Below are 4,574 nucleotides of genomic sequence, written 5' to 3' on the forward strand. Positions count from 1 at the left end.
AATTCAGGAGTCAGAATTCAGGAGTCAGAATTCAGGAGTCAGAATTCAGGAGTCAGAATTCAGGAGTCAGAATTCAGAATACTTTCAAAGGTTCCGTTGCTGAGTTGTGAATTCTTCTTCATTAGAAAGCGTCTGTCATCCATTCCTTTTGTAAAGATGGGATGACAGACGCTTTTTTTAGTCGTTTGTTAACAGTCAACAGTCATCAGTCATCAGTTAACAAAAACTACAAGTCAGGAGGTAGAATCACGTTATCGATGGCGTGGATTACACCATTGCTAGCTGTGATGTCGGCCTGAGTGACTTTGGCATCATTGACTGTGACACCATTAGCAGGATCGACTTTAACGTTGATAGCGCCACCTTCTAGGCTTTTAACTTCACCTGATTTCAAATCACTAGATAATACCCTACCAGGCACTACATGGTAAGTTAAGAGCTTGAGTAACACTTCTTTATTCTCTGGCTTCAACAAATCTCGCACTGCGTCTGCTGGTAATTTAGCAAAGGCCGCATCTGTGGGCGCGAAAATAGTTAAGTTATCTTTGCCTTGCAAAGCGTCCGTTAATCCTGCTGCTTTCAAAGCTTTGGTCAAGGTTGTAAAAGAGGCGTTTGATTCAGCCAAGGCTAACAAATTTTTGCCTTGAGTTTCGCTTGTCCCAGCTGGTGGTGGAGTTGCAGGTAAGGTAGATGGTGTTTCTGTGGGTGTGGTGGGTTGAGTTTCAGGGGTAGGAGGTGGGGTGACTTCACCAGGTGTGGCGCTACCACCACGGTTGTAGGGAGGTTCGTTAAAAATACTTGGTCTGGGATTTAGCGTCCCACCGCCACTGCCTTGGGCTACCACTTGGCGCTTAACAGCTTTAGCAGGGCTGTACTGAGCGTTTGCTTCAAGGCGCTGACCTCGATTATAGGGCGCTTCGTTGAAAATACTGGGATTAGGATTTAAGACCTCTTTCGCATCAGATGGTAAAGTAACCAGAAGGCTGAAACTACTTAATCCTGCTATCCCTGCCAACGTGGTCAGCAATTTGCCGTAATTTGTCTTCATAAATTTTGTTTGTTTTTTTGTCCACAGGTTACATAAAGATTTATAACATTTTGGTAAGCACAAAATCTAACCGAAGAGGGGAGTCAGACTTTTCTTGAGAAATACTTAGTGCTAGTGAGATTAAATATCTAACTTGGCTAAAAGATGACAAGTATCAAATATAGCAATCTGATTTGAGTTGTGAAAAATTTTAGTGGTGATGGTTGACTGTTGACTGTTAACAGCAGTAATGTTTGACAAATTATTTAGAACTGCTATACATCTACGATATCTTGAATGTAAATTCACCAGCTTTTCTTCTTCACGTTCAAAAAAGTGGAAAAGCCCCACTTGCTGCAGTATAAATTATCAAAAAGTATAAAAATCTTACATCTGCGATCGCTCGCTGAGGATAACAGCCCACAAAGGTTTAACTAAAAAGCAAATTACACACAATATTTTGAGATATTTTACGATCAGTTAAAAAATTACCTTCCGAGAAGAGCGATCGCCATTTCAGAAAATAAAATCTACAAAAGACTCTGGATAATTGTTAAACCCCGCCCTAAGCGCGAGGTCTCATATACAGAGGCTACCAACACCAGCCTCTCTATTTTTGCGGTATTAAAAAGCACTTTATTCTAATAATTGGCATTTATCACTCAGCGATCGCTATTTATGCTTTCGTCTAAAAATGGCTTTGCTCCATACACAAAAAATTTACTTAAACTAAAGATACAATTGTAAAGTTAAGAAGTAAGGCAGTAGTTATAAGGTATAAAATATGCTGGAATTATACCAATGGGAACTATCCCAATACTCAGAGAAAGTACGGCTAATTTTAGATTTTAAAGGATTAGATTACCGGAAAATAGAGGTTACACCTGGGATTGGACAAGTAGAACTGTTCCGACTGACTGGTCAAAGACAAGTTCCAGTATTAAAGGATGGTAATAGATATATTGTAGATTCTACGGACATTGCTAAGTATTTAGACTTAGAATATCCAGAACGCCCACTAATACCACAAGATGCTAAAAAACGAGGTTTAACTTTATTAATAGAAGAATGGGCAGATGAGTCCATCGGCATCAAAGGCCGCAAAGCGCTGTTTGCCGCAGTTAGCCAAGATCAAAATTTTCGCAAATCTTTGTTACCCACTTCCACACCAGATATATTTAAAAGTCTAGTAGAAGGAGTACCCAACGACTTGTTGACCCTGTTCGGTATTGGAGTGGGTTATAGTCCAGAGATAATACACTCAGCGATCGCATCCTTAAAACAAGACTTAGAAGCCTTAACATTATTATTGGCAGATAGTCCTTATTTGACAGGAGACGAGCCGACTTTAGCGGATTTAGCGGTGGCGGGTTTATCAATCTTGCTGAAATTCCCCGATGGCCCTTATCTAGATTTACCAGCATCTATCAGAGGTAAAGGACTGCCAATCTTAGCCGAAAATCCTGATTATCAGGCATTTTTTAATTGGCGCGATCGCCTTTACGCCCAATTTCGCAAACCTTTAATTACCACCACGCCACCATCGGCAAGTGCGCCAACTTCGATTCAAATTGATTAGGGAATGGAGGAAAATGGGCAAAGGGCAAAGGGCAAGGGGGAAAGGTCAGACGCTCCTTTTCCCTTTAACCTTTCCCCTTTTCCCCACCCGAAGGGTTTTGACTAATGACTAATGAAATGAATTCGGGACAGCCATTAGGTTCGGTTATTCAAGGTTCTCTGACTGAAGGGTTAGAAGTGCGATTGCATCCTGACGTTTCTGTGGAAGACATGCGGGTAGGTAAATTTCTCGTTGTCCAAGGGATGCGATCGCGTTTTTTTTGTATGCTCACAGATGTGGCACTAGGAGCTGCTAATGCCCGAATTATTGCTAATCCCCCTAGTTGGGAAGATACTTTTTTACGAGAAGTTCTAGCAGGAAGCGGTACTTACGGTACTATCAACCTCGCGCCGATGTTGATGTTTACTCCGGAATCTCAAGAATCTTTTTCGGCTACAAATGGTAAATCGGCAAATCCTTTTCTACCATCGGTGACTGGTTTGGCTTCCTTTGTGCCGCAAACCAGCACGACGATGGAATTATTGCCTGTTAAAACTATTCCCAGTCACTTTAGTCAAGTTTACGAAGCCAGCGTTGACGATTTTCGCCGAGTGTTCGGTTGGGAAGACGATCCCCAAAGGCGCAATTTCTCCATCGGCAAACCTTTGGATATGGATGTGCCGGTTTGCATCGATTTAAATCGCTTTGTAGAACGCAGTAATGGGGTTTTTGGCAAATCTGGGACTGGTAAATCTTTTTTAACCCGCTTACTTTTAGCTGGGGTCATCCGTAAAAGTGCGGCGGTGAATTTGATTTTTGACATGCACTCTGAGTATGGCTGGGAAGCTGTTGCTGAAGGTAAAAATGTCAATACCGTTAAAGGCTTAAAGCAATTATTTCCCAATAAAGTCGAAGTTTACACCCTCGACCCGGAATCCACAAAGCGCCGGGGTGTACGGGATGCTCAAGAACTTTATCTGAGTTACGAGCAAATTGAAGTTGAAGATATTAAGTTATGCAGTCGAGATTTGGGACTTTCGGACGCGGCTTTGGATAACGCCAATATTCTCTACAGCGAATTTGGCAAATCTTGGATTGTCCAACTGTTAAATATGAGTAATGAAGAAATCGAGATGTTCTGCGACGAGAAGCGCGGACACAAAGGCTCGATTATGGCATTACAGCGCAAACTCTTGCGGATGGACAGTTTGAAGTACATGCGAGCCGTTTGTCCGCAAAATTATATTAGTAAACTTGTGCAATCACTGGAAGCTGGGAAGAATGTTGTGATAGAATTTGGTTCCCAGTCAAATATGCTCTCTTATATGTTGGTGACCAACATGATCACCAGACGTATCCACGAGCATTACGTTAAGAAGGCAGATAAATTTCTGCAAACGAAAAATCCGAGCGATCGCCCGACGCCGTTGATGATTACCATTGAAGAAGCACACCGTTTCTTAGACCCAGCAGTGGTACAAAGCACTATCTTTGGGACTATTGCTAGGGAATTGCGAAAATACTTCGTCACCCTTTTGGTAGTCGATCAACGCCCGTCGGGGATAGATAATGAAGTTATGTCCCAAATTGGGACTCGCATTACCGCTCTGCTGAACGATGAAAAAGACATTGACGCGATTTTTACGGGTGTATCTGGTGGTGGCGGACTGCGGTCGGTATTGGCGAAGTTAGACTCTAAGCAACAAGCCTTGATTTTGGGTCATGCCGTTCCAATGCCAGTAGTTGTACGTACCCGTCCCTATGACGCAGCTTTCTACGAAGAAATTGGTGACCCAGCTTGGGAAGAAAAACCAGACGCAGAAGTATTTGCCGCCGCTGAACTAGCGAAGGCTGACTTGGGATTTTAGTCATTGGTCATTGGTCATTAGTCATTAGTCATTGGTCATTGATTATTCTCCGCGTCCCCGCGTCTCCCCCATCTCCCCATCTCCCCATCTCCCCATCTCCCTATGCCCCATTCGTAACATC

The 4,574-nt window shown here is 42.8% G+C and carries 3 protein-coding genes; 2 read left to right on the plus strand and 1 reads right to left on the minus strand.

The window, feature by feature from the left end; translation table 11 throughout:
* Positions 1–226 precede the first annotated feature (226 nt).
* The gene (locus GNE10_RS32280) at positions 227–1,048 is read right to left on the minus strand and encodes a fasciclin domain-containing protein (protein WP_185570056.1); all 822 of its coding nucleotides are present in this window, start codon (positions 1,046–1,048) and stop codon (positions 227–229) included.
* Between the two features lie 763 nt (positions 1,049–1,811).
* Here GNE10_RS32280 and GNE10_RS32285 point away from each other — a divergent pair.
* Positions 1,812–2,606 carry a glutathione S-transferase family protein gene (locus GNE10_RS32285; RefSeq protein ID WP_185570058.1) on the plus strand — a complete coding sequence of 265 codons (795 nt, stop codon included), beginning with the start codon at positions 1,812–1,814 and terminating at the stop codon, positions 2,604–2,606.
* A gap of 116 nt (positions 2,607–2,722) precedes the next feature.
* On the plus strand, positions 2,723–4,453 hold the full coding sequence (locus tag GNE10_RS32290) for an ATP-binding protein (RefSeq protein ID WP_185570060.1): 1,731 nt from the start codon (positions 2,723–2,725) through the stop codon (positions 4,451–4,453).
* Positions 4,454–4,574 lie beyond the last annotated feature (121 nt).

The sequence above is a fragment of the Nostoc sp. 2RC genome, assembly GCF_014222165.1.
GTDB classification, from domain to species: Bacteria; Cyanobacteriota; Cyanobacteriia; order Cyanobacteriales; family Nostocaceae; genus Nostoc; species Nostoc linckia.

Coding starts and splice junctions, on each gene's coding strand:
- GNE10_RS32280 (WP_185570056.1), bottom strand. CDS start 1,048: ATGAAGACAAATTACGGCAAATTGCTGACCACGTTGGCAGGGATAGCA.
- GNE10_RS32290 (WP_185570060.1), top strand. CDS start 2,723: ATGAATTCGGGACAGCCATTAGGTTCGGTTATTCAAGGTTCTCTGACT.
- GNE10_RS32285 (WP_185570058.1), top strand. CDS start 1,812: ATGCTGGAATTATACCAATGGGAACTATCCCAATACTCAGAGAAAGTA.